17 protein-coding genes are annotated in these 24,036 nt (G+C 71.6%); 8 read left to right on the plus strand and 9 right to left on the minus strand.

Annotation, left to right across the window (positions count from 1 at the left end; translation table 11 throughout):
• Window positions 1–6: 6 nt before the first annotated feature.
• The 6 genes from AB0I22_RS11915 to AB0I22_RS11940 form a co-directional block, all read right to left on the minus strand.
• On the minus strand, window positions 7–3,021 hold the full coding sequence (locus AB0I22_RS11915) for a glycoside hydrolase family 38 C-terminal domain-containing protein (RefSeq protein WP_363130583.1): 3,015 nt from the start codon (window positions 3,019–3,021) through the stop codon (window positions 7–9).
• 22 nt (window positions 3,022–3,043) lie between these two features.
• Window positions 3,044–5,137 carry an endo-beta-N-acetylglucosaminidase gene (locus tag AB0I22_RS11920; protein ID WP_363130584.1) on the minus strand — a complete coding sequence of 698 codons (2,094 nt, stop codon included), beginning with the start codon at window positions 5,135–5,137 and terminating at the stop codon, window positions 3,044–3,046.
• Between the two features lie 62 nt (window positions 5,138–5,199).
• Window positions 5,200–6,456 carry a glycosyl hydrolase gene (locus tag AB0I22_RS11925; protein WP_363130585.1) on the minus strand — a complete coding sequence of 419 codons (1,257 nt, stop codon included), beginning with the start codon at window positions 6,454–6,456 and terminating at the stop codon, window positions 5,200–5,202.
• Between the two features lie 56 nt (window positions 6,457–6,512).
• Window positions 6,513–7,343: a carbohydrate ABC transporter permease gene (locus AB0I22_RS11930; RefSeq protein WP_363130586.1), complete on the minus strand. Its 831-nt coding sequence runs from the start codon at window positions 7,341–7,343 to the stop codon at window positions 6,513–6,515.
• Complete coding sequence (locus tag AB0I22_RS11935; RefSeq protein ID WP_363130587.1) at window positions 7,340–8,233, minus strand: sugar ABC transporter permease; 894 nt, start codon at window positions 8,231–8,233, stop codon at window positions 7,340–7,342. Before AB0I22_RS11935 ends, AB0I22_RS11930 begins: the two co-directional genes overlap by 4 nt.
• 11 nt (window positions 8,234–8,244) lie before the next feature.
• On the minus strand, window positions 8,245–9,543 hold the full coding sequence (locus AB0I22_RS11940; protein ID WP_363130588.1) for a sugar ABC transporter substrate-binding protein: 1,299 nt from the start codon (window positions 9,541–9,543) through the stop codon (window positions 8,245–8,247).
• A gap of 178 nt (window positions 9,544–9,721) precedes the next feature.
• Here AB0I22_RS11940 and AB0I22_RS11945 point away from each other — a divergent pair, with 178 nt between their 5' ends.
• From AB0I22_RS11945 to AB0I22_RS11965, 5 genes are all read left to right on the plus strand, one after another.
• Window positions 9,722–10,762 carry a LacI family DNA-binding transcriptional regulator gene (locus AB0I22_RS11945; protein WP_363130589.1) on the plus strand — a complete coding sequence of 347 codons (1,041 nt, stop codon included), beginning with the start codon at window positions 9,722–9,724 and terminating at the stop codon, window positions 10,760–10,762.
• A gap of 527 nt (window positions 10,763–11,289) precedes the next feature.
• A complete protein-coding gene (locus AB0I22_RS11950; protein ID WP_363130590.1) occupies window positions 11,290–12,291 on the plus strand; it encodes an NADPH:quinone oxidoreductase family protein in 1,002 nt (333 codons plus the stop codon).
• The gene (locus tag AB0I22_RS11955) at window positions 12,288–13,475 is read left to right on the plus strand and encodes an acyl-CoA dehydrogenase family protein (RefSeq protein WP_363130591.1); all 1,188 of its coding nucleotides are present in this window, start codon (window positions 12,288–12,290) and stop codon (window positions 13,473–13,475) included. Before AB0I22_RS11950 ends, AB0I22_RS11955 begins: the two co-directional genes overlap by 4 nt.
• Window positions 13,472–14,596: an acyl-CoA dehydrogenase family protein gene (locus tag AB0I22_RS11960; protein ID WP_363130592.1), complete on the plus strand. Its 1,125-nt coding sequence runs from the start codon at window positions 13,472–13,474 to the stop codon at window positions 14,594–14,596. The genes AB0I22_RS11955 and AB0I22_RS11960 overlap by 4 nt, the downstream gene beginning before the upstream one ends.
• Before the next feature lie 670 nt (window positions 14,597–15,266).
• On the plus strand, window positions 15,267–16,049 hold the full coding sequence (locus tag AB0I22_RS11965) for a response regulator transcription factor (protein WP_363130593.1): 783 nt from the start codon (window positions 15,267–15,269) through the stop codon (window positions 16,047–16,049).
• Window positions 16,050–16,259: 210 nt separating this feature from the next.
• Here the strand turns inward: AB0I22_RS11965 and otr(A) are convergent, their stop codons facing one another.
• The 3 genes from otr(A) to AB0I22_RS11980 form a co-directional block, all read right to left on the minus strand.
• Complete coding sequence (gene otr(A) / locus AB0I22_RS11970) at window positions 16,260–18,239, minus strand: tetracycline resistance ribosomal protection protein Otr(A) (protein ID WP_363130595.1); 1,980 nt, start codon at window positions 18,237–18,239, stop codon at window positions 16,260–16,262.
• 166 nt (window positions 18,240–18,405) lie between these two features.
• Window positions 18,406–19,440, minus strand: coding sequence for a methyltransferase (locus tag AB0I22_RS11975; protein ID WP_363130596.1), 1,035 nt, complete (start codon window positions 19,438–19,440; stop codon window positions 18,406–18,408).
• Window positions 19,441–19,817: 377 nt separating this feature from the next.
• The gene (locus tag AB0I22_RS11980; RefSeq protein ID WP_363130597.1) at window positions 19,818–21,332 is read right to left on the minus strand and encodes an FAD-dependent monooxygenase; all 1,515 of its coding nucleotides are present in this window, start codon (window positions 21,330–21,332) and stop codon (window positions 19,818–19,820) included.
• Between the two features lie 186 nt (window positions 21,333–21,518).
• Between AB0I22_RS11980 and AB0I22_RS11985 the strand changes: the two genes are divergently transcribed.
• From AB0I22_RS11985 to AB0I22_RS11995, 3 genes are read left to right on the plus strand one after another with little or no spacing between them, the layout of a single operon-like run.
• Window positions 21,519–21,896, plus strand: coding sequence for a PPOX class F420-dependent oxidoreductase (locus AB0I22_RS11985; RefSeq protein ID WP_363130598.1), 378 nt, complete (start codon window positions 21,519–21,521; stop codon window positions 21,894–21,896).
• The gene (gene dapC / locus AB0I22_RS11990; RefSeq protein ID WP_363130599.1) at window positions 21,893–22,972 is read left to right on the plus strand and encodes a succinyldiaminopimelate transaminase; all 1,080 of its coding nucleotides are present in this window, start codon (window positions 21,893–21,895) and stop codon (window positions 22,970–22,972) included. The genes AB0I22_RS11985 and dapC overlap by 4 nt, the downstream gene beginning before the upstream one ends.
• Window positions 22,969–24,000 (plus strand): acyltransferase domain-containing protein, encoded by a 1,032-nt coding sequence (locus tag AB0I22_RS11995; protein ID WP_363130600.1) that lies wholly within the window; start codon window positions 22,969–22,971, stop codon window positions 23,998–24,000. The genes dapC and AB0I22_RS11995 overlap by 4 nt, the downstream gene beginning before the upstream one ends.
• Window positions 24,001–24,036: the final 36 nt, after the last annotated feature.

Consider the following 24,036-nt stretch of genomic DNA (forward strand, 5'->3'; position numbering starts at 1 on the left):
AGTGAATCACTCCTTCACAAGGCGCAGCGTCACGATCTCGAACGGACGCAGGGACAAGGCGATCTCGCCGCCGGCCGCCTCGGCATCGGCGGTCGGCCGCTCCAGCAGGTCGCAGTACGAGGCCGAGGCCAGCGCGAAGCCGGCGGCGAGCTTGGTACGGGCCCGGCCGCCCCGCGACTCGTACAGCCGGACCACGACATCGCCGCTGCCGTCGTCCGCGAGCTTCACCGCCGTCACCACCACGGCGTCGTCGGCCACCGACACCAGCGGCGCCACCTGCGCGTCGCCCGGCACCCGGCGCTCCGGCAGGTTCACGCGGTAGCCCTCGCGCACCGCGTCGCCGATCGACGCGCCGGGCACCAGCGCGTACCGGAAGCGGTGCACGCCCTGGTCGGTGCGCGGGTCCGGGAAGCGCGGGGCGCGCAGCAGCGAGAGCCGCACCGTCGTGGTCGTGCCCGTGTCGCTCTCGCGCACGGCGCGCGTCACGTCGTAGCCGTACGTCGAGTCGTTGACGACGGCCACGCCCCAGCCCGGCTCCTCCAGGTGCACGAAGCGGTGCGCGCACGCCTCGAACTTCGCCGCGTCCCAGCTGGTGTTGGTGTGCGTCGCCCGGTACAGGTGGCCGAACTGCGTCTCCGCCGCCGTCCGGTCCGCGTGCACGTCCAGCGGGAAGGCCGTCTTGAGGAACTTCTCCGTCTCGTGCCAGTCCACCTCGGTGTCGATGTCCAGGCGCCGCTCACCGGCCGGGAGGGTCAGCAGCTGCTCGACGCGGGACTCGCCGAAGGCCCGTACGACCCGCACGGAGCCCCCGTCCACCAGCTCCACCGACTCGACGTCCGTGAGGTCGGTGACGGTGTTGCGGTAGAAGTGGTCGACGTCCCAGGCGTCCCACATGTTCGGGAAGTCCGGGTGCAGCTGGAGGAGGTTGGCGGCCTCGCCCGGCGCGATCGTCTCGCGCTCCGCCACCAGGTCGTACGCCGAGACGACGAGCCCGCGGCCGTCGACGACGACCCGCAGCAGCCCGTTCTCCAGCACGAAGGAGCCGTCCTCGCGCGCCTCCGCCGACACCGGCCGGCCGCTCCCGGCGGCCACCGCGGCGGCGCCCGCCGCGATCCCGGCACGGGCGTGCGGGGCCGCGTTGAAGACCACGGACGTACCGGCCGCCGCGTCACCGGCCAGGGCCGTCTGCGCCGCCTCGATGATCTCCGTCAGCTCCGCGCCGATCGCCGCGTACCGCTCGGCCGCCTCGCGGTGCACCCAGGCGATCGAGGTGCCCGGCAGGATGTCGTGGAACTGGAGCAGCAGCACGGCCTTCCACAGCCGGTCGAACCGCTCGTACGGGTAGGCGAAACCGGCCCGCACCGCGGCCGTCGACGCCCACAGCTCCGCCTCGCGCAGCAGGTGCTCGGAGCGCCGGTTGCCCTGCTTCGTCTTCGCCTGGCTGGTCAGCGTCGCCCGGTGCAGCTCCAGGTAGAGCTCACCGACCCACACCGGGGCGTGCTGGTACTCCGCGTGCGCCTTCTCGAAGAACTCCGACGGCTTCTCGAAGACGACCTTCGCCGAACCCTCCAGGTCCTTGAGGCGCTTGGCGCGTGCCAGCATCTCGCGGGTCGTGCCGCCGCCGCCGTCGCCCCAGCCGGTCGGCGCGATCGACCGCGTCGCGCCGCCCTTCTCCTGGAAGTTGGCGACCGCGTGCGCGACCTCCTTGCCGGAGAGCTGCGCGTTGTACGTGTCCATCGGCGGGAAGTGCGTGAAGACGCGGGTGCCGTCCAGCCCCTCCCACCAGAAGGTGTGGTGCGGGAACTTGTTCGTCTGGCTCCACGAGATCTTCTGCGTCAGGAACCACTTGGCGCCCGCCTGCTTGACGATCTGCGGCAGCGACGCCGAGTAGCCGAAGGTGTCCGGCAGCCAGACCTCCTGCGGCTCGATCCCGAACTCGTCCATGAAGAACCGCTTGCCGTGCACGAACTGCCGGGCCAGCGCCTCCGAGCCGGGCATGTTGGTGTCCGACTCCACCCACATGCCGCCGACCGGCACGAACCGGCCCTCGGCCACCGCCTTCTTGACCTTGGCGTAGACCTCCGGACGGTGCTCCTTGATCCACGCGAACTGCTGGGCCTGCGACATCGCGTAGACGAACTCCGGCTCGTCCTCCAGCAGCGCCGTCATGTTCGACGTCGTACGGGCCACCTTGCGGACCGTCTCGCGCAGCGGCCACAGCCACGCCGAGTCGATGTGCGCGTGGCCGATCGCGCTGATGCGGTGCGCGGAGGCGTGCGCCGGGGCGGAGAGCACCTCCGTCAGCTCCTCGCGGGCGCGCGCGGCCGTGCCGCCCACGTCCTGGAGGTCGACCGCGTCCAGCGCCCGCTCCACGGCCCGCAGGATCTCCCAGCGGCGCGGCGAGTCCGTGGACAGCTCGGCCATCAGCTCGCCCAGCACCTCCAGGTCCTGGACCAGCTCCCACACGGCCTCGTCGAAGACCGCGAGGTCCATCCGCGCGAGCTTGTACTGCGGCTCGCTGCCCGCGGTCTCCTTGTCGCCCAGCTCGGTGGGGAGGAAGGGGTGGTAGTCGAGCAGCACGGGGTTGGAGGCCGCCTCGATGTGCAGCTCCACCTTCTCCCCGCCCTCGGCCGGAGCCCCGATCCGCACCCACTGGTTGCGCGGGTTGAGGCCCTTGACCGGGGTGCCGTCGGGCCGGTAGATCAGGCCCTCGCACTGGAAGCCGGGCATGTTCTCGTCGAAGCCGAGGTCGAGCACGGCCTCCACGGTCCGCCCCGCCCACTCGGCCGGCACGGTCCCGGTGACGGTGAACCAGCTGGTGCCCCACGGCGGGCCCCAGGGGGCGCCCACCTCGATCGGCGTACGGGCGGCGGCGATCCCCTCCTCGACGGGTACGGGCTCGCCGGGCGCGTTCCACACGCCGACGGTCAACGGCACCGACTCGGGGTAGAGGGCGGGGCGGATGCGCTCGTCGAGCACCCGCTTGAGGCGGGCTTCGGTGATGGAACGGTCGTTGTGCATGGAAGGGAATCCTTAGCGAGAGCTACCAGTGGAAGGTGGTGGATACAGGGTCTGATGAGGCGAACAGCTCGTCCACGGTACGGAGCTCGACCCGGGTGGCCGCCTCCTGGGACGTGCGCCGCAGCGACGGCACGTAGAACGCCGTGCCGCAGGTGCCGCCGAGGAAGCGGCGCGCGCCCCCGGGCAGTACGTGGTGCAGTTCGTAATGGCGTACGGGGCCGGCCGCCCGGCCCCAGGACAGCCGCAGCGCCGCCGTGCCGTCCGTCCCGCGGCGCGAAGCGGTGACGTCGAGCGCGTCCGGCTTCCGCGGTCCGGACGCCTCCGCGTCGCGGATCGCGAGGGAGCCCAGCCGCCAGCGCACCGGAGTGCCGTCGGCGGCGGTCAGGCGGATGCCGACGGCGCGCAGCGTACGGCCCTTGGCGCCGCGCAGCGCCCGGCCCAGGCGGAGCGTGGCGGTGGACCAGCCCTGGCCGCCCGCCGGGAGGGCGCCCGCGTCGATGTAGGTGAAGCGGTGGGGCTCCTGCGTGGACACGGCCAGCTCCACGCGCACGCCGCCCGAACCGGCGTCGGTGCGGTGGGCCAGTTCGACGACGGTCGCGTCCGAGACCGGCAGCCGCGCCGTGAACAGCTCCACGGTCGAGGGCGCCCCGAGCGCGCCCTCGACGAGCAGACTGGTCCCGCCGTGCCAGGCGTCCGCGAAGTCGAAGGAGACCTTCGGCCGCGCCCCGTCGGTGTGGATCACCCAGCGGCGGCCGGGCAGCCGGTCCTGGAGCCCGAGGTGGTTCCAGGCGCCGTCGCCGGTGCGCTCGCCGCGCTCGTACCAGCCCGTGCCGTGGCCGGTGTTGAAGCTCGTGGCGAAGGGCAGCGCGGTCAGCGTGGAGCGGTCCGCGACCGACGCGGCGGCCGGCCGCCAGGACCCGCCCGCCGGAGCCGACGGGTCGAGCGAGGAGCCCGTCCAGAAGCGGTCGTCGCGGGCGTGGAACTCGGCGGGCGAGCGCTTGTCCTTCGGCAGGCTGGTCCAGGTCCACTCGGGGCGGTAGAAGCCGTACGAGACGACGTGCCGGCCCGCGGCGGGGACGACCGAGTCCCAGTCCACCCGCGTGTCCCAGCCGTTGGACTCGACGTCCACGCCCGCCCACAGCTCGTACCGGCCGCGGCCCAGCCGCTCGGCGAACTTCCCGGACGCGGCGAGCCCGGAGCGGGTCCAGTTGAAATTCAGGAACATCGAGTCGGACGCGCGGAAGAAGGCCGCGTTGCGGTCGTTGAGCGCGTTCTGCCAGTCGACGGAACCGGCCTCGGTCATCGCGTCGTACCAGGTGACGCGCAGCCCCTCGGCGCGCTCCCGCAGATACCCGACGAAGTCCCGCATGGCCGCGCCCAGCGCGGCATCGCCGCCGCCGGTCTCGGCGTTCAGGAACCAGCCGTCGAAGCCGTACGCGCGGGCCACCTCGATCAGCTTGTCCGCGATCGGGAAGCTCCCGTCGGCGGCCCGCCGCACGAGGTCGCGGGTCCACGCGAGCTGCCCGCCGTACGCGGCCGGGGGCAGGAAGACCGTGCCGAGCACCGGCACGCCGTTGCGGTGCGCGGCGTCCACGATGGGCGCGTTCGGGGCGAGGATCAGCCCCTCGGCCGACGACCCGCCCCAGAAGACCAGTTCGTCCAGGTACGCCCAGTGGGTCAGGGCGTAGTAGTCGGCGGTCGCCGCCCCCTGCGAGGGGTTGCCCGCGGTGTGGTCGAAGGCGGCCAGCGCCGAGACGCGGGCCTGGCCGGCGCGGGCCGTGCCGTTCGCGGGCGCGGGCGTGAACCGCTCCGCGAGCGGCACCGTCGCCTTGTTGAACGCGAGGTCCGCGTCCGAGGCGGGCGTCCACTTCTTGAGGGAGCGCCAGACGACGCCCTCGCCGGGGCTGCCGGCGGGCAGGGAGTCGGGGAACCAGTACGCGGCGTACGGCTGGAGGCCGCCCTCCGCCGCGGCCCCGGTCCGTCCCGGGGGACGGGCCCCGGCCGCGTGCGCGCGGCCGGCGGGCAGGGCGAGGGCGGCGGCCGTCGCGGCCCCCGCCCCCAGCAGCAGACGGCGGCCGGGGCCGGCCGGTACGGGCTGTGCGGGTCTCTCGATCATGGTGCGCTCCTTTGCGCGGGGGTGACGAGGACTCGGTGGTACTGCGGACCGGCCGGTGACGCTCAGCCGGCCTGGTCGATCGTGATGACGTCCGTGATGCCGCGCGCCGCCAGGTACTCGGCGTCGCCCGCGAACCGGGCGAGCACCGCCGCCGGACGCACGCCCCGCGCGGCGAGCCGCATCCACGCCTCGAAGTACGCGCCGCCCGGCCCGCACTGTGAGCGCTCCGGCCTCGTCTCGGCGGTCTCCAGGTCGCCCGCGTCCAGGACGAGCGCCGTGCGCCGCGGCTCGGGCCGGTACTCCCGCCCCTTCCACTCCCGCACGATCCGGGCGATGGCCTCGCCCGCGGGCTTCACGCGGCGGTCGTTGGTGAGCAGGCCGAGACCGTACTCCAGCTCCGGGAAATCGCCCAGGGCGCGGTCGACGTCGTGGGAGCACCACCACGTCACGCCCCAGACGTCCGCGCAGTCCAGCGCGTTCGCGACGGTCGCCTCGGTGAAGGCGGCGGCGTGCTCGGCCGGGATGTGCGGGGCGGGCGCGCCGACCTCCTGGAGCCACACCGGGTGGTGCGCGTCCAGCGCCCACGCCTTGGACAGCTCGATGAGATAGGCGGCGTGCTGCTCGGTGGCCGCGCCGTCGCGGCCGTGGCGCTGCGCGGTGCCGTTGAAGACCCAGGAGTGCACGGCCGTCGCGGCCCCGATCCGGGCCGAGTGCGCGGGGGTGAAGGGGTGCCCGTCGAGGTACCAGGCGGCGTCGTACGACGCGTGCAGGTGCATCTTCCCCGGAGCGCCCTCCTCGCAGGCGTCGACCATGCGGCGCAGCCACCGCCCGGCCTGCGCGACGTCGATGCGGTCGGGGTCGGGGTGCGGGTCGCCGGAGAACTGGTTGACCTCGTTGCCGACGGTCATGCCGAGGAAGTTGGGCCGGTCGGCCAGGGCCGCGGCGAGCGTCCGCAGGTACGCGGCCTCGCCCTCGACGACCTCCGGGTCGCTGAACATGTTGCGGCGGTGCCAGGTGGCGGTCCAGGACGGGATGAAGTCGAAGCTGGAGAGGTGGCCCTGGAGGCCGTCCACGTTGACGTCGAGGCCGCGCTCGCCGGCCGCGTCGACGAGCTGGACCAGCTGCTCGACGGCGCGCGGCCGGATCAGGGTGCGGTTGGGCTGGAAGACGGGCCACAGCGGGAAGACCCGGATGTGGTCGAGGCCGAGCTCCGCGATGGAGTCGAGGTCGGCCCGCACCTCGTCGAGGTCGAAGTCGAGCCAGTGGTGGAACCAGCCCCGGGTGGGGGTGTAGTTGACGCCGAAGCGGGGTGCGGTCATGCGGGGGAGATCCTGTTCGGAGTCGTGCGGTGTGGGGTGTGCGAGGGCAAGGCTTCTCAGCCCTTGACGGCGCCCTCGCCGACGCCGCGGAAGAAGAACCGCTGGAGGCAGGCGAACATCACGATGAGCGGGGCGACCGCGATGATCGTGCCGGCGGCGACGAGCCGCGGGTTCTGCTGGAACGTGCCGTGCAGGAAGTTGAGGCCGACGGTCAGCGTGAAGTTCGAGGAGTCGGACAGCACGATCAGCGGCCACAGGAAGTCGTCCCAGGCGCCCATGAAGGCGAAGATCGCGACGACCGCGATAGTCCCCTTGACGGAGGGGAGCGCGATGCGCACGAACCGCTGCCAGACGTTGGCGCCGTCGATGACGGCGGCCTCCTCGATCTCGTACGGCAGGTTCGAGAAGGCGTTGCGCATCAGCATCACGTTCAGGGCGCTGACCGCGCCCGGCAGCACCACGGCCGTGAGCGTGTTGTTCAGGTTCAGGTCACGCATCATCGTGAACTGCGCGATGATGATGGCCTCCAGGGGCACCAGCAGCGCCATCGCGACGGCCAGCCCCGCGATCTTGCGGCCCCTGAAGCGGAGCCGCGCCAGCGCGTAGCCCGCCATGGACGCGCCGACGACGTTGGTCACCACGTTGGTGAGGGCGACCTTCAGCGAGTTCAGCGCGTAGTCCCAGACCGGGATGATGTCCGCGACGCCGGAGTAGTTCTTCAGCGTCGGATGCTCGGGCAGCAGCTTCGGCGGATAGGTGTAGATGTCCTCGGTGGTGCCCTTGAGCGAGGTGGACAGCTGCCACAGGAACGGGCCGACGGTGATGGCGAGGACCACCAGGAGCAGGACGTAGCGGAGGGTCTTCTCCCACCCGGACAAGCGCTTCACCGGGGGTCCTCCTTGCGGTCGGCGCGCAGCACCAGAAGCATCAGCAGCAGCGCGATGACGAAAACGATCAGTGAGATGGCCGAGGCGTAGCCGACCCGGCCGTTGAGGCCGGTGCCCACCCGCTGGACGAGCATGACGAGCGTGGTGTCCTCGCCGGCCGGGCCGCCGGAGGGGCCGGCCAGCAGGAAGACCTCGGAGAAGACCTTGAAGGCGTTCACCGACGAGAGCGCGCCGACCAGCACCATGGTGGGACGGACGGAGGGCATGGTGACGGAGACGAACCGGCGGATGGGCCCGGCCCCGTCGACGGACGCCGCCTCGTGCAGTTCCCGCGGCACGTTGGCGAGCGCCGCGAGATAAATGATCATGTAGTAGCCGAGGCCCTTCCAGATCGTCAGGGCCATCGCGCTCAGCAGCAGCAGCCACTGATCGCCGAGGAACTTGACGGGCCCGGCGCCGAGGACGTTGAGGATGCCGTTGACCAGGCCCCGGTCGTCCAGGATCCACACCCAGATCAGACCGACGACCACGACGGACGCCACGACCGGGGTGTAGAACGCGGAGCGGAAGAAGGTGATACCGGGAATCTGCTTCTGCACCAGCATGGCCAGCAGCAGGGGCAGCAGAACCGTGAAGGGCACCACCAGGAGCACGTACAGCCCGCTGTTGCGCAGCGCGGTCCAGAACTGATCGTCGTGGATCATCGTCTGGAAGTTCTGGAGTCCGACCCAGTTGCCCGAGGTCAGTGTGCGGGCGTCGGTGAACGCCTTGTAGACGGTGGTGAAGAAGGGATACAGGTTGAAGGCGGCGATGACTCCGACGCCGGGCAGCAGAAAGAGCCAGGGGCTGAACGCCTTATGGGTGCGGATGCGCTTGGCGGGCCGTTCCATGTTCTTTACCGTCAGTTCTGCTTGAGCAGCTTGTTGCTCTGCGCGACGGCGTCGTCGAGCGCCTGCTTCGGCGACTTCTTGCCTTGCAGGGCCTTGGCGACCTCGTTCTTCAGAATGGTCTTCATCTCGTCGCTGAGGACGACGGGCGTGTAATTCACCGCGCCCTTCAGCATCTTGGCCGAGGCGACCCGGACGCGGCCCTCGTCGGTGCCGTCCTCCTTGGTCCAGTACGGCTCCTCCAGCGACCCCTTGGTGCTGGGGAAGACGGTGACCTTGTGCGCGAAGGCTTCCTGGTTCTTCTTGTCCGTGACGAAGTGCGCGAAGGCGATGGCCGCGGCCTTGTGCTTGCTCTGGTTGTTCACGGCCAGGCCCATGACGTACATGTTGGGCTTGCCGTTGTTGTTGGGCGCGTCGGTGATGCCCAGATTCTTGTAGAGCGAGGGCGCGTTCTTCTTGAAGTTCGACAGGTCCAGGGCGCTGCCCGGATTCATGGCGACCTTCTGCTCCAGGAACTTCTGGCCCGCCTTCTCCGGGGTGTTGGTGAGCGACTGCGCGTCGAGGCCGCCGCTGTCGTACAGCTCCTTGTACTTGGTGAGGACCTCCACCCCCTTCGGCTCGTTGTACGTGAACTCGGTGGAGTCCGCGTTCATGAGCTTGACGCCGTAGCGGCCCATGTCCTCGATGGCCGGCGTGGACGCCAGGGTGGCTATCTTGCCGCCGGACTCCTTCGCCATCTTGTTGGCGTCGGTGAACAGGTCGTCGAACGTCTTCGGCGGCTTCTCCGGGTCGAGCCCGACCTTCTTGAACAGCGCCTTGTTGTAGAACAGCGGACCGGTGTTCAGATACCAGGGAAGGGCGTACGAGCCGTCCAGACCGGGCATCGAGGTGCCCTTCCACCCCTCGGGCGTGTACTCGCCCTTGAACTTCGAGGTGGCCGGCTCCTTGTCCATGTTCATCAGCACGCCGGCCTTGGCGAGCGGATAGGCCAGGTCCGGTGAGAGGTTCACCACATCGGGCAGCGTGCCGGCGCCGGCGTCCGCGCTCAGCTTGTCGGCGTAGTTCTCGGCCGGCTGGTCCAGCCACTTCACCTTGACGCCGGGGTTCTGCTTCTCGAACTCCTTGACCAGACCTTCGAAGTAGTCCTTGAAGCCCGCGCGCAGATTCCAGGTCTGGAAGCTGATGTCGCCCTCGATCTTGCCGGTGGCGCTGCTGCCGCCGCCGCTGTCACCGCCCGAACCGCAGGCGGTGAGCGTCAGGGCACAGGCGAGCGCCGGTGCGGCGAGGACGAGGGTTCTACGAGATATGGGCATGGCCGACGAGCTCCTTCGATCGGGCCAGGAGGGGGCGGACAAAACTTTCGCCCCGAAGAAGGGTTAAGTCAATACTTCCGCGGAAGACTAATGCGCTTTAGTGTGTTGTCACTCAAGCGCTTTAGTGGAACGGACCCGCCGGACCTGCCCCGGCGGGCGGGGGAGCAGGAGGAGACGCATGCGCCGCACGCCGGCCAGACGACCCACGATGAAGGACATCGCGCGCCGCGCGGGCGTCTCCGAGAGCGCGGTGTCCTTCGCGCTCAACGACCGCCCCGGCGTCTCCGAGACCACCCGCGACCGCATCCGCCGGGTCGCCGAACAGCTCGGCTGGCAGCCCAGCACCGCCGCCCGCGCGCTCTCCGGCGAGGGCTCGGCCACCATCGGCCTGGTGCTCGCGCGCCCGGCCCGCACGCTCGGCGTCGAGTCGTTCTTCCTCCAGCTCGTCTCCGGCGTGCAGGAGGTGCTCTCGCACCGCAGGCTCGGCCTGCTCTTCCAGGTCGTCGAGGACATCGACGCCGAGTGCGAGGTCTACCGCCGCTGGTGGGCCGAGCACCGGGTGGACGGCCTGCTCGTCGTCGACCCGCGCGACGACGACCCGCGGCCCGCGCTCCTCGACGAACTGGGACTGCCCGCCGTGGTCGTCGGCTCGACGGGCGCCGCCCCCGCCGAAGGCCCCGCCATATCCAACATCTGGGCCGACGACACGGGCGCGATGGCCTCGATCGTCGACCACCTGCACGGCCTCGGCCACCGCCGCATCGTGCACATCGCCGGCCTGCCCGAACTCGCCCACACCCAGGCCCGGATGGCCTCCCTGCGCGCCGAGGCCGACCGCCGTGGCCTGCCCGAGGCGCGCTCCGTGACCACCGACTACTCCGACGCGGGCGGCGCCGAGGCCACCCGGCGGGTGCTGGCCGGGGACCCGCCGCCCACCGCGCTCGTCTACGACAACGACGTGATGGCGGTCGCGGGCCTGGCCGTCGCCGCCGAGCGCGGCGTGCCCGTACCGGACCGGCTCTCCATCGTGGCCTGGGACGACTCCGTCCTGTGCCGCGCCACCCACCCCGCCCTGACCGCCCTGACCCGGGACACCGCCACCTTCGGCCGGCACGCCGCCGAGCAGCTGATCGCGCTGCTGGACGGGGGAGCGGCGGTCCGCATCCAGGACGAACTGCCGTCCCTGGAACCGCGCGGCTCCAGCGGGCCGCTGGCCTGAGCAGCCGGGCGGGCAGGCGGGCGGTCGGGCGGCTGCGCGCGGGCGGGTTGTGCGGGGCCGGTCGCGTACGGTCGCCCGGCGCGTGGCCGGGCCGTCGCGCTGTCACGACGTTGCGTCGTCGGGCCCGAGCGGCCTGCCTCCGCCGGGCCGTCGGCTTGAGCGGTCGCCCGTGGCGTGGTCGGCCGCGTGCCCCAGGCGGCCGGCTCACGTGGTGCCGCCGGTCGGCCACTCGGTGGGGAGGAGCGTGCGCCGCCACCGGGCCGCAGCCTGAGCGGCCGGCCGCGCGTCTTGTGCGGTCCGCCCCGGTGCCCCGCCGACCTGGGCGGTCACCCGGTACGGTCGGGCCGTGCGTACCCCGCACGGCCGGGAGCCCCGGGCTGCCGCTGCCCCTCGCGAGCCCTGGCGACCGCGCCCCTGGCCCCGCCGGAGGCGTCCGGCCGCCCTGTCCCTCCCAAATACCGACTGGTTAGTATGCGGCCAGCGCGGCTCCGCGCGCATACGCGAGAAGGCTTGTGGGAGGCCACCCAATGCAGGCATGGCGAGTGCACGAGAACGGCGAACCCCGCGACGTGATGCGGCTGGAGGAGGTGCCCGACCCCGCACCCGGCCCCGGCGAGCTGCTGGTCGGCGTCCGCGCCGCGAACATCAACTTCCCCGACGCCCTGCTGTGCCGGGGCCAGTACCAGGTGCGGCCGCCGCTGCCCTTCACCCCCGGCGTCGAGATGTGCGCCGAGATCCTCGCTCTCGGCGAGGGCGCCGAGGGCCAGGTCGGGGAGCGCGTGCTCGCCCAGCCCGCGCTCCCGGCCGGCGCCTTCGCCGAGCGCGCGGTCGTCGCCGCCCGTACGGTGCTCCCCGCCCCTGAGGCGCTGGACGACGCCGAGGCGGCCGCCTTGCACATCGGCTACCAGACCGGCTGGTTCGGCCTGCACCGCCGGGCGCGCCTCGCGGCGGGGGAGACCCTGCTCGTACACGCCGCGGCCGGCGGCGTCGGCAGCGCGGCCGTACAGCTCGGCAAGGCCGCCGGCGCCACCGTCATCGGCGTCGTCGGCGGCGCCCGCAAGGCGAGCGCCGCCCGCGAGCTGGGCTGCGACCTCGTCATCGACCGCCGCGAGGAGGACCTCGTCACGGTCGTCAAGGAGGCCACCGGCGGCCGCGGCGCGGACGTCGTCTACGACCCCGTCGGCGGCGACGCCTTCGTGAAATCCACCAAGTGCGTCGCCTTCGAGGGCCGCATCGTCGTCGTCGGCTTCGCGAGCGGCGACATCCCCAAAGCCGCCCTCAACCACGCGCTCGTCAAGAACTACGCCATCCTCGGCCTCCACTGGGGCCTCTACAACACCAAGGACCCGGACGCCGTACGGGCCTGCCACGACGAGCTCACCAAGCTCGCGGCCGAGGGCAAGGTCAAGCCGCTCATCAGCGAACGCGTGCCGCTCGGCGGCGCGGCCGATGCCGTGCAGCGCGTCGCCGACGGCGCCACGACCGGCCGCGTCGTGGTCGAGCCCGGCGCGCGCGAGGAGCGCCGGTGAACGCCCTCGACGCGGACGGTCTGCGCCGCCGCACCGCCGCCCTGCTCGCCGGACACGACCCCGCCACCACCGGCCGGCTCGACTTCCTGCGCGCCCGCTTCGACGCCGGACTCGCCTGGGTGCACTACCCCGAGGGGCTCGGCGGGCTCGGCGCGCCGCGCTCCCTCCAGCCGTTGGTGGAAGGCGAGTTGGCGGCGGCTGGCGCCCCCGACAACGACCCGCGCCGCATCGGCATCGGGCTGGGCATGGCCGCCCCCACCATCCTCCGGTACGGCACCGAGGAGCAGAAGCGCCGCTTCCTGCGCCCGCTGTGGACGGGCGAGGAGGTGTGGTGCCAGCTCTTCAGCGAGCCCGGCGCGGGCTCCGACCTCGCGGCGCTCGCCACGCGCGCCGTACGCGACGGCGACACCTGGACCGTCGACGGGCAGAAGGTCTGGACGTCCGGCGCGCACCTGGCCCGCTGGGCGATCCTCATCGCGCGCACCGACCCCGAACTGCCCAAGCACCAGGGCATCACCTACTTCGTCTGCGACATGAGCGACCCCGGCGTCGAGGTGCGGCCGCTGCGCCAGATCACCGGGGAGGCCGAGTTCAACGAGGTCTTCCTCAGCGGAGTGCGCATCCCCGACGCACACCGGCTCGGCGGCGTCGGCGAGGGCTGGCGGGTGGCGAGCACGACGCTGATGAACGAGCGGGTGGCCATCGGCGGCGCCCGCGTACCGCGCGAGGGCGGTATGATCGGCGTCGCCGCCGAGACCTGGCGCACCCGCCCCGAACTGCGCACCCACGAACTCCACCAGCGGCTGCTGACCCTATGGGTGGAGGCGGAAGTCGCCCGGCTCACCGGCGAACGCCTGCGCCAGCAGCTCGCCGTCGGCCAGCCCGGCCCCGAAGGCTCCGGCCTCAAGCTCTCCTTCGCCCGCCTCAACCAGGAAATCAGCGGCCTGGAAGTCGAGTTGCTGGCCGCCGACGGACTCACCTACGACGACTGGACCATGCGGCGGCCCGAGGGCGTCGACTTCACCGGCCGCGACGCCGGATACCGCTATCTGCGGACCAAGGGCAACTCCATCGAGGGCGGCACCTCGGAGGTCCTGCTCAACATCGTCGCCGAACGCGTGCTGGGCCTGCCGCCCGAGCCGCGCACCGACAAGGACGTCGCCTGGAAGGACCTGCCCCGATGACCGAGCCGGACCTGCTCTACTCGGAGACCGAGGACGATCTCCGGGCCGCCGTACGGTCGTTGCTCACCGACCGGGCCGCGCCCGCCGCCGTCCTCGCCCAGAGCGAGTCGGAGGATCCGTACGATGCTGGCCTCTGGCGCGCGCTCGCCGCCGACATGGGAACGGCCGGGCTGCTCGTGCCCGAGAAGCTCGGCGGCCAGGGCGCGAGCGCGCGCGAAACCGCCGTGGTAATGGAGGAGTTGGGCCGATCCGTCGCGCCTGTTCCGTATCTGACCAGTGCCGTGCTCGCCGTGTCCGCGCTGCTGGCCTGCGACACGGGGCAGGACGCGGTGTCCGGGCCGCTGCGTGCGCTCGCCGAGGGCCGCCGGGTCGGGGCGCTCGCGATCCCCCTGCCGACCGCGCCGGGCGCGCTGCCACCGGTCACGGTACGGGCGGACGCCGCCGGGACCCTCAGCGGCGAGGTCGCGACGGTCGCGGGCGCGGCCGGTGCCGAGCTGCTGCTCGTACGGGCCGACGGCGGCCTCTACACCGTTGACGCGGCGTCAGAGGGCGTACGGGTCACGGGCATCACCCCGCTCGACCGCACCCGGCCGCTCTCCCGCGTCACCCTCGCCGAGGCGCCCGCCCACCGGATCGCGGGGGAGGAGCGAGCGGCGGCGGCCGTCGATGCGGCGCTCCTCGCCGGGGCCGGGCTGCTCGCTTCCGAACAGCTCGGCGTCGCCGAGTGGTGTCTCGCCGAGACCGTGCGGTACGCGGGGGAGCGCTATCAATTCGGCCGCCCCATCGGCTCGTTCCAGGCGATCAAGCACCGGCTCGCCGAACTCTGGCTCCAGGTCGCCTCGGCCCGCGCGGCGGCCCGCAACGCCGCCGACGCTCTGGCGGCCGACAGCGCCGGCGGCGCCGACACGGCCCTCGCCGTAGCCGTCGCGCAGTCCTACTGCGGGCAGGTGGCGGTGCGGGCCGCCGAGGAGTGCGTACAGCTCCACGGCGGTATCGGCATGACCTGGGAGCACCCCGCGCACCTCTATCTCAAACGAGCCAAGGCCGACCAGATCGCTCTCGGCGCCCCCGGCCGCCATCGCGAGACCGTGGCCGCCCTGGTGGATCTGCCCGCGCCGTAACGGTCCGCCGTGCCGTATGGATCGGCGGATTGGCGCACCGCCCAGGACGACAGCACCCGGTCGATCGAGGCCGGGTGCTGTCGTGTGCCGGGGCCGCACATAATTCGTCGAATGGGCCGTTCGCCGCAATGGATTTTGGTAACGGCTCCGATGCTCACGAGATATGGCCTCCCGAGTGAGTGGCGGAGCGGTACGGACCTGTCGTTCGGGGGAACGCTCCCATGACGACTTCGCGGATGCTTGGTGCCGCATTAGAGGCGGCGTCTCCACTCTCGGGTGCTTATACACCAGTTCCGTTCGGAACGGAATAACAAAATGCGTCAAATCGGACAGGGTATTCGAGGGGTGCGGGCGGTCGGCAGGCGCTCGCAGCGCCCCGGAGGCGTAGGCTCCGGAGGCCGGGTCGCCGGTGTGAGCAGGGATTTTTTGATTGGGGAATGCGAGCGTGGGGCTTGACTCTCGCGTTGTGGTTGAGATCTCCTTAGGGACGTTCGATGCGCGGTGAATATGCGCCACGACGCGGGGTATGGATGCCCTTACCGTGGTTGGGTGTGCGTTTGGTGGGGGGCCGCACTTCGTAATTGATTTCGACTGACTTTTCTTTCTCGGGGACCGGATCGCCGGTGGCCCAAGGCATTCCTGGTAGTTGAACGTGGTCCTAGGAGATCGCTTGACGACCGGTGTGCTGTTCGAACAAGATGCTCGCGCTGGTGCTGTGCGGGGACGGACCGGGAAGATTGGTGGCGGGGAGAGAGTGGCGATCAATAGCGCGATTACGGTCCTGGTGGTGGACGACCAGGGGCTACTCCGGGAAACGCTGTGCGAGGTGCTGGCCAAGGAGCTCGATATCGAGGTCGTCGGCGGCACCGCCGATAGTGAGACGGCGATACGCATTGCCGCGGAGAAGCGGCCGGACGTCATTCTGCTGGATGGCCCGGACGCGAGTGGAATTGTGTCGATGCTCGCCGAGATGAAAAGAGTCTCGCCGAATTCTCGATGCATCGTGCTGACGTCCTGCAATCATCCGGCGCTCGTCCGGGAGGCCCTGCGGCTGCGGGTGAGCGCGTTCCTCGCCAAGAACGTCATGCGGGAAGAGGTGATCACCGCTATTCGCAGCGTGGTCATCCATCCCGATCAGATAGTGCTCTCTCTGCCCTCCGAGAGCCTGGTGGCCGCGCGCGACCAGGACGGGCCGCGACTGTCGGCGCGTGAATTACAGATCATCGAGAATGTGGCGCAGGGCATGAGCAATGGGCAGATCGCCTCCCGGCTGGAGATCACCGAGGCGACGGTCAAACGCCATCTCCGCAATATCTTCGACAAGCTGGGCGCCGTCTCCAGGATCGACGCGGTGAACAAGGCCAAGTCCGTGCTGATCGTCACGCCGCCCCGGAACAGGACCGGCCCGCCCGCGCCCCGGGCCGGCGCCTTCAGCGTCCCCTCGTGGTCCTGAAGGAGCCCGAACGGTCCTGCATCCGTTCCTGACGCCGGACCTCCCTGGCACCGCTCTCTTCCTGATCCTGCGGCCTTCCCGGCCTGGACCCTTACGGCCCTTTCGGCCCTTCGCCCCTTTCCGGTCCCGAACGCGAATGCCCCGGCCGGTCCGTCTCCCCCGAAGAGCGAGGGAGCGGACCGGCCGGGGCATTCGCGAGCTACCCGCCGGTCAGAGGCGTTTGACCGTGTGCAGGATGTACTCGTCACGGTTCAGCGGGTTCGCGCCCTCGGGCCGCGGCCGCGACGGGAAGCGCCCCCGCACCGCCTGGTAGCCCTGGAACTCGGAGAGGAAGACCCCTTCCCCCTGGGTGAGCCCGGGCACCTGCTGCTCGAACTCATGGACCTTGCTGGACTCCAGGGTCCCGGTCAGCCGGTAGGCGTCCTCCCGCGCCGTGGGCGGCTGCGGATGCGCGCCCAGCTCCGCCAGCTTCGCCAGCACCGGGCTCAGGCTGTCCGGCGGCAGCTCCATGTCGAAGCCGCTCACCGGCTCGTACACCTGCGTCCCGGCCTCCTTGAGCGCCGTCATCAGCACCAGCGGTGTGACTTTGCGGAAATCGTCCGCCGCGCTCACCGGACTCGCGTAACCGGTGTGCGTCAGCGTCACGGCGATGTCCGTCACCTGCCAGCCGTACAGCCCGTGGTCCAGCGTCGTGTGCACGGTCTCCTCGATGGCCGTGTGGAACGCCCGCGGCAGCGAGCCGAGCTCCACGCCCAGCCGGAAGACGACCCCGGCGCCCGGCTGCGCCGGCTCCACCCGCAGGCCCACCGTCGCCCAGAAGTAGTTGCGGGTACGGGTGTCGAGCTCCTCCAGCCAGGCGCCGACCCCCACGGGCTTCTCGATGTGCACGGTCCGGGTCTGCTCGAAGTACGCCTCGACGCCGTACACCTCCGCGAGTGTGGTCCTGATGATCTCCTTCTGCACCTCTCCGTAGAGCCGCAGCACGGCGCCGTCGGCGTACTGGTCCTGCCGCAGTTCGATGTGCGGGTCCTGCTCGCTCAGGGCCTGCAACGCGGCGTGCAGCCGCGCCGACTCCCCCGGGCGCTCGGATCTGACGACCGTTTCCAGACTGGGCGGCGCGAAGAAGTTCCGCGGCGTCTGCTCGTCGTCGGGACCGAGCCGGTCGCCCACGCGCGCTTCCTTGAGCCCCCAGATCTTCGCGATGTCCCCGGCCGTCGCCCGGGTCTCGACGGTCGTGGAGCCGTGCTCGAAGACCTGGAGGGAGGTGATCTTCGTCGCGTACTCACTGGTGAGGCCGGAGTGGTCGGTGCGATGGAACGTCACCTGGTCGCGGGTGCCGATGGAGCCGGACCGCAACCGCAGATACGCGACCTTCTCACCGCGCGCGCCCCGGTCGACCTTGAAGACGGTGCCGCCGAGCGGTGCGTCCGCGTCGGCGTGCACGGAGGGCAGGAAGACCTGCACGCCGTGCAGCAGTTCGTCGATGCCCTCGCCCGTCATGGCGGAGCCGAAGAACACCGGGTGGATGCGGCCGCGCCCGGTCTGGAGGGCCAGTTCCGCGTCGTACTCCTTCTGCGTCAGCCGGCGGTCGTCGTCGAGGTAGGCGGCCAGGAACGCGTCGCTGTCCTCGGCGAGGGCTTCCGCCAGCCGCGCCGCGAACTCGTCGTCCTCCACCGTGCGGGCGCGGGCGCGCGCCCGCCGGGTCCCGATGTCCTCGACGAGGGACATCGCGACGGCGTGCGGGGTCAGCTTCTTGCCGATGTCGTCGAGCAGTCCTTGGTAGCGCGCGCCGGAGCGGTCGATCTTGTTGACGAACAGCAGGGTGGGGATCGCCAGCTTCTGCAGCGTCCGCATCAGGATGCGGGTCTGCGGCTGCACCCCTTCCACCGCCGATACCACCAGCACGGCGCCGTCGAGCACCCTGAGCGCACGCTCCACCTCGGAGATGAAGTCGGAGTGGCCCGGAGTGTCGATCAGATTGACTTTGAGGTCGTCGAGGACGAAGGAGGCGACGGCCGAGCGGATCGTGATGCCCCGCTGCCGCTCCAGCTCCATGGAGTCGGTCTGTGTGGTCCCCTTGTCGACGCTGCCCACCGAGTCGATGACGCCGGTCCGGTGCAGGAGGCGCTCGGTGAGACTGGTCTTGCCGGCGTCAACGTGGGCGAGAATCCCCAGGTTCAGCTTTTTCATGAATGCTCTTCGCTGTCTGATATGTGGCCATTCGGTCTTCTTCCGTCGAGATCTCGGTCGCCTGCCGCATGATGTCCTTGCTCTCCATTCGCCGAACTGGTCCCCGGTGGCCCGAACGTGTCGCCTCCGGCGGTCGCGTCACGGTAGCAAGAGCGGTTATCCCTCGTCAGCGCTTTGTGGCGACAATCAGCCAGTCCCCGAGGAGATTGTCGAGCTGCTCCGTCCGGCTCACCTCGAACCCCGCCTCCGCGACGGCCGCGTGGCACTCGGCCAGCGTGCAGGACGAGCTGTCGCCGCGGATCAGCCCATGGTTGAGCCGCTGGAGCACGTCGTGCACGGACTCGGACTCCGGGTCGGCCATCAGGTCGTAGATCATCAGCGCCCCGCCCGGCCGCAGCGCGCCGTGGATGCGGTGCAGCAGTTCCCGCCGCTGCGCCTCCGGCCAGTCCGGCAGCACATGCCCGGTGACGACCACATCCGCCTCCGGCAGCGGGTCGGCGAGGAAGTCGCCGCCGTAGAACCGCAGCCGGTCGGCCACCCCGCGCGCCGCCGCCAGCTCGTCGAAGAGGGGCTCCAGCGGCGGCAGGTCGAAGACCGCCCCGGACAGGTGCGGATGCGCCAGCGCGATCCGCGACGCCAGCTGGCCCCGGGCGCCGCCGATGTCGACGAAGGACTTGTACGGCCGCCAGTCCACGCGGCGGGCCAGCTCATCGGCGGTGAAGGAGCTGAACGTATCGAAATGCGCCATCGCCTGCCGCGCCTTGTCCGGGTCGGCGTAGTGCATCGGATAGGCCTCGGGCCCGTGCGCCTCGGCCCCGGACTCGGCCCGGCCCTCGCGCAGAGCCGTCGTCAGCTCGCCCCACACCCGGTAGTGCTTACGGGCGTGCTGGAGGACGCTGCCACCCAGGTAGGAGGGGGAGCCGGGGACCAGGAACGCGGTCGCGGCACCGCTGTTGGCGAACCGGCCGTCGGCCGCCTCCAGCAGGCCGAGGGCGGCGAGGGCGTCGAGGAACTCCTGGGCCAGCGGGTGCGCGATGCCGAGCCCCTTCTTCACCTCCTCGACGGTCGCGGGACCTTGGGCCAGCAGTTCGAACAGGCCCAGCTCGACGGCGGTGTGCAGCACTTTCGCCTGGTGGTAGGCGGTGTTGAGCTGAAGGATCGTGCGGGCCTGGGCGACCGGTGCGAGCTGTGAAGCGGACATGGCTCTCCTTGATCATCTTGGCTGGGAGTGAGCGCTCGGCCAGGGGGCGGCACGAACGCCGAACGCCGGTACATGCGGAACCGCGCGCGACCCGACGGAACCGCACATGCGGAAGTGCGCGGTACTGCGCGTACGGAACTGTGCGGTACTGCGCGTACGGAACCGCACCGGATCGCGTGTACGGAATTGCGCCGCGCTACGCATACGGAACTACGCCGCGCTACGCGTACGGAATTACGCCGAGCCGCGCGTGCGGAATTGCGCCGGGCTACGCGTGCGGAATTACCCCGTGCCGCGCGTGCGGAACTACCCCGTGCCGCGCGTGCGGAACTACACCGCGCCGCGCGTGCGGAAGCGCCCCGCGAGCGCGCCGCGCGCTACGCGGCCGGCGGGCCGAACCATGTGTGCAGGGCCTCCGTGAGCCCCTCCTGACTCCCCGCCGGCCCGGCCCAGCAGACATAGCCGTCCGGGCGCACCAGCAGCGCGGAGACCTCGGGGTCGGGGATATACGGCTCCCGCACGCCCGTCGCGGCCACCACGTCAACCCGGCCCTTCCAGCCCGTGACGAGATCGGCCGCGTCCGGCGCGGAGGGGAGCGTGAGCAGCACGCCGTGCGCGCTGTGGAAGTACTCGCTCAGCCGCCGGTCGCCCTCCGCGGTGGCCAGCGCCAGATCAGGCACGCGCCGTCCGACCAGCGGGTGCTCGCCCGGGATGTCGTAGCGCAGGTCCAACGCGGAGACGAGCCCCGCCAGATACCGGTTCGTCTCCGGCAGATGCAGCAGCTCGATCATCAGCTCCCGCATCCCCTCGTACCGCGGGTCCGGGTCGATGAGCACCGCCTGCGCGCGCGTGTTGCGCAGCACCCCCTGCGCGACCGGGTAGCGCTCCGCCTCGTACGTGTCGAGGAGCCCCTCCGGCGCCGTGCCCGCGACCACCGCGCCCAGCTTCCAGCCGAGGTTGAACGCGTCCTGGAACCCCAGGTTCAGGCCCTGGCCGCCGGCCGGCAGATGGATGTGGCAGGCGTCCCCGGCGAGCAGCACCCGGCCCGACCGGTACCGCTCGGCCTGCCGGGAGGTGTCCGTCAGCCGGGACAGCCACCGCACGTCGTGCATCCCCAGATCGCTGCCGGCGACCTCGCGCAGCGCGGCCCGCACATCCTCCTCGGTGATCGGGGCGCGCCGGTCCGCGTACGGCCGGTCGAAGAACGCGATCGTCGCGCGGTAGACGTCGGGTTCCAGCGGGAACGCCGCGAACCAGGCCCGCAGATCGTGCCGCATCACCCCGTACGGGCGCATCGGCCCCATGCCCTCGCCCCGCGGCAGCTCCTCGCTGAACTTGGCGTCCGCGATCACCGCGAACATGTGCGGCTCCTGGCCCGGGAACCCGACGTCTAGGAGCTTGCGCACCGTGCTGCCGCCGCCGTCACACCCCACCAGATAGCGGCTGCGGACCCCGTACGGACCGTCGGGGCCGGTGACCTGGACCGTGACCGACTCCTCGTCCTGCGCCAGCGCGGACAGGGCGTGCCCGCGGCGCAGCTCACCGCCCAGCTCCAGGACGCGCCGGGTGAGCAGCTCCTCGGTGCGGACCTGGGGGATGAACAGCACATACGGGTGCCGGGTGTCGAAGTCCTGGAACTGCAGCGGCACGCCGAGGCTCGCGAAGTTGCCGCCCTTCAGCGTCGAGGCGCCGTCCAGGAAGTCCTGGGCCTGGCCGCGCATTTCGAGGATTTCGACGCTGCGCGAGTGCATTCCGAGGGCCTTGGAGAAATCGACCGGCTCCGCCAGCCGCTCCACCACAAGAACGCGGGCGCCGGCCAGCCGCAGTTCCGCGGCGAGCATCAGACCGGTGGGCCCGGCCCCGGCCACCACCACATCCACGTCGTATCGCATCCATGCCTCTTTCGAGTTCCGAAAACGAGTGATCGTGCCGAGCATGCTGGCAGCGCGGCTTAGAGCCGCCGTCCAGCCCAATTACCCGCCCCGGCCTGGACGGGTGCTTCCCCGCACCGGCCTGGACGAGCGCTCTAGGAACGCTGTCTACCGTGTCCGCGTCCCCTACGGATAAGAGGGCGTGAAATGCCGTTCAACGCACAGCAGATCGCCTACCTGCGCCAGCAGGGCTACGGTCGGCTCGCGACGGTCGGGGCGAGCGGCGAGCCGCACAACGTCCCCGTCTCGTTCGAGGTCGACGCGGAGCGGGGCACCATCGAGATCACCGGCCGCGGCATGGGAGAGAGCCGGAAGTTCAAGAATGTCAGGGCCGACGGCCGGGTCTCCTTCGTCGTCGACGACATTCCCAGCAGGGACCCCGAAGTCGTGCGGGCCATTGTCATCCACGGAATCGCCGAGGCGCTGACGACCGGCGGCCGGCTGCGCCGTCCGCACTGCGCGGACGAAATGATCCGCGTCCACCCCCGCCGCATCATCGCCTGGGGAATAGAGGAGCAGAAATGAAGGACATGCCCGAATTCCCCTGGGAGGTGATTCTGCCGCATCGCAAGCGTGCCGCCGAACACCCCGGCGGGATCGTCAACCTGGCCATGGGCGAACCGGTCGACCCCACCCCCGGCCCGGTGCGCGAGGCCCTGGCGCGCGCCGCCGACGCCCCCGGCTACCCGCCGACCGAAGGCACCCCCGAACTGCGCGCGGCGGCCGCCGGCTGGCTGCGCCGGCGGCACGGCGTGCGGGTGGACCCCACGGCCGTACTGCCCGCGGTCGGCACCAAGGAACTGATCGCCTGGCTCCCGGCGATGCTCGGCGCCGGCCCCGGCGACTCCGTCGCCTTCCCCCGGCTGGCCTTCCCCACCTTCGACGTCAGCGCCCGGCTCGCCGGTGCCGACTCCCGGCCCGTCGACTCGCCCCTGGACCTGGCCGGGGAGCGCCCCCGGGTCGTCTGGCTCAACTCGCCGTCCAACCCCGACGGCCGGATACTGACCGTGGCCGAGCTGCGGGAGCTCGTGGCCTGGGCCAGGGAGCGGGGCACGGTGCTGGCCAACGACGAGTGCTACATCGAGTACGGCTGGGACCGGCGGCCGCCGTCCCTCCTCGACCCGCGGGTGTGCGGCGACAGCCACGACGGGCTGCTGGCCGTCTACTCGCTCTCCAAGCGCTCCAACCTCGCCGGCTACCGCGCCGGGTTCTGCGCCGGCGACCCGCACCTCGTACGGCGCCTGCTGTCGGTGCGCAAGCACGCCGGCCACGCCGTGCCCGGTCCCGTACAGGCCGCCATGGTCGCCGCGCTGGACGACGACACGCACGTGGACGAGCAGCGCGCCCGCTACGCGCGCCGCAGGGAGACGCTGAGCGGCGCGCTGCGGTCCGCCGGGTTCACGATCGAGCACTCCGAGGGCGGTCTGTTCCTCTGGGCGACCCGCGACGAACCGTGCTGGACCACGGTCAAGGACCTGGCCGAGCGGGGCATCATCGTCGCCCCCGGCACCTTCTACGGCACGGCCGGCGAACGCCATGTCCGGATCGCCTTCACCGCGACCGACGAGCGGATCGACGCGGCCGCCGGCCGGCTCTCATGACGACGGCCGCGGCGGCGGACCGGGACTCGGGGGCCCGGCCCGGCGTCCCCCGGCCCGTGGCGCTGCTGATGCCCGGTCAGGGCTCCCAGCACCAGGGCATGGCCGCCGGCCTCCATCCGCACGAACCCGTCTTCGCGGAGGCGTTCGACGAGGTGCTCGAAGCGATGGGCCGGCATGGTGCGATGATGCGCGCGGACTGGCTGGCGCCGGAGCGCCCCGAGGTGCCGCTGGACCACGTGCTGCGCTCCCAGCCGCTGCTCTTCGCCGTCGACTACGCGCTGGGCCGGCTGGTGCTGAGCTGGGGCATCCGGCCGGTGGCGCTCCTCGGGCACAGCATCGGCGAACTCGCCGCCGCCACGCTCGCCGGGGTGTTCCCGGTACGCGACGCGGCCCGCGTGGTGCTCGACCGGGTGGTACGGCTGGCCGACTCGCCGCCGGGCGGCATGCTCGCGGTGGCGGCGACCCCCGAGCGGCTGGCCCCGTACCTCGGCGGCCAGGTGGCGGTCGGCGCGGTCAACGCGCCCGGGCAGACGGTGCTCTCGGGCCCCGGCGACGAACTGCGCGCCGTCGGCGAGCGGCTGCGCGCCGACGGGCTCGTCTTCCGGCCGGTGCCCGCCCTCTCCGCCTTCCACAGCCCCGCGCTCGCACCGTACGCCAAGGGCGCCGAGCGGCTGCTCGCCGAGGTGGAGCGGAAGCCGCCCGGCACCCCCGTCTACTCCGGCTACACGGCGGCCCCGCTCACCGCCGAACAGGCGCTGAGCCCCGCCTTCTGGGCGCGCCAGCCCGTGGACCCCGTGTGGTTCTGGTCCGCCCTGGGCGCCCTGCTGGAGACCGGCGGCCGGGTGCTCGTCGAGGCGGGCCCCGGGCAGGGGCTCGCCGCCGTGGCCCGCCGGCACACCGCCGTACGCCGCGGGCACAGCCGGGTCGTCGCGCTGCTCCCGGCCCGGCCGGGCGGTCACGAAGCGGACCGGGCGGCGCTGGCGGCGGCCAAGGACGAACTGCGGGACGAGGGGTACGACATTCCGTGACAAGGGGGCGGGGCGGGGTGCGGAACCACCCCGCCC

The organism is Streptomyces sp. NPDC050610 (genome assembly GCF_040654875.1).
GTDB lineage: Bacteria > Actinomycetota > Actinomycetes > Streptomycetales > Streptomycetaceae > Streptomyces.